The sequence below is a fragment of the Modestobacter sp. KNN46-3 genome (assembly GCF_011039295.1).
Genome location: NZ_JAAKGN010000317.1, coordinates 1 through 1,637 on the forward strand (window position 1 = coordinate 1; position 1,637 = coordinate 1,637).

A 1,637-nucleotide genomic window follows, 5' to 3' on the forward strand; every position below is an offset into this window, starting at 1 on the left:
CGCCCCAGTGGAAGGGGGCGAAGACGACGTCCGGGCGGATCGCGTCGGTGATCAGCGCGTGGAAGCGGGCCCGGCCGCGCCGGGTGGCGAGCTCGACGACGTCGTCCTGGACGATGCCGAGGGTGCGGGCCAGGTCGGGGTGGAGCTCCGCCCGCGGCGTGGGGGCGACCAGCGACAGGCTGCGGGAGCGGCGGGTCTGGGTGCCCGACTGGTACTGGGCGAGCACCCGGCCGGTGGTGAGCACGTAGGGGTACTCGGCGTCCGGGCGCTCATGGGCGTCGACCTGCTCGACACGCCAGAACCGGGCCCGCCCGTCGGGGGTGGCGAACCGGTCGGTGAACAGCCGCGGCGTGCCGGGGTGGTCGGCTGCGGGGACGGGCCAGAACAGGCCCTGCCCGTCGTCGATCCGCCGGTAGGTGATGCCGGAGTAGTCGGCCGGTCCGCCCGCGCTGGCCCGGCCGAGCTCGGTGAAGACCGTCTCGGCGTCCCCGCTGAAGCCCGGCACGCCCAGCCGATCAGCGAGCTCGGCGAGCAGCTGCAGGTCGTCCCGGACGCCGGCGGGCGGGTCCATCGCCCGGCGGCGGCGGATCACCCGGCCCTCCAGGTTGGTCATCGTCCCCTCCTCCTCCGCCCACATGGCGCTGGGCAGCACCACGTCGGCGAGCTCGGCGGTCTCGGAGAGGAAGAAGTCGCTGACGACGAGGAAGTCCAGGTCGCGCAGCCGGCTGATCACCCGGCGGGCGTCCGGGGCGGAGACGGCGACGTTGGAGGCCATCACCAGCAGCGTGCGGACCCCGCCCTCGGTGCCGAGGGCGTCGAGCAGCTCGAAGGCGCTGCGGCCGGGGCCGGGGAGGTCGTCGGGGTCGACGCCCCAGATGGCGGCGACATGCGCCCGCGCCGCCGGGTGATCAGCCGGCTGCGCGACCTGGACTTCCTCGTCGTCAGCGACTTCTTCCTCTCCGAGACCGCCGAGCTCGCCGACGTGGTGCTGCCCAGCGCCATGTGGGCGGAGGAGGAGGGGACGATGACCAACCTGGAGGGCCGGGTGATCCGCCGCCGCCGGGCGATGGACCCGCCCGCCGGCGTCCGGGACGACCTGCAGCTGCTCGCCGAGCTCGCTGATCGGCTGGGCGTGCCGGGCTTCAGCGGGGACGCCGAGACGGTCTTCACCGAGCTCGGCCGGGCCAGCGCGGGCGGACCGGCCGACTACTCCGGCATCACCTACCGGCGGATCGACGACGGGCAGGGCCTGTTCTGGCCCGTCCCCGCAGCCGACCACCCCGGCACGCCGCGGCTGTTCACCGACCGGTTCGCCACCCCCGACGGGCGGGCCCGGTTCTGGCGTGTCGAGCAGGTCGACGCCCATGAGCGCCCGGACGCCGAGTACCCCTACGTGCTCACCACCGGCCGGGTGCTCGCCCAGTACCAGTCGGGCACCCAGACCCGCCGCTCCCGCAGCCTGTCGCTGGTCGCCCCCACGCCGCGGGCGGAGCTCCACCCCGACCTGGCCCGCACCCTCGGCATCGTCCAGGACGACGTCGTCGAGCTCGCCACCCGGCGCGGCCGGGCCCGCTTCCACGCGCTGATCACCGACGCGATCCGCCCGGACGTCGTCTTCGCCCCCTTCCACTGGGGCG

The 1,637-nt window shown here is 75.1% G+C and carries 2 protein-coding genes; one reads left to right on the forward strand and one right to left on the reverse strand.

Features of this window, described 5'->3' with window-relative positions; translation table 11 throughout:
* A partial coding sequence (locus G5C62_RS26930) for a molybdopterin dinucleotide binding domain-containing protein (protein WP_346774144.1) occupies window positions 1-775 on the reverse strand: 775 nt, incomplete at its 3' end.
* Between the two features lie 111 nt (window positions 776-886).
* On the opposite strand from G5C62_RS26930, the gene G5C62_RS26935 reads away from it, so the two are divergent.
* Window positions 887-1,637: molybdopterin oxidoreductase family protein (locus G5C62_RS26935; RefSeq protein WP_164703402.1), on the forward strand; the 751-nt coding region annotated here is incomplete at its 3' end.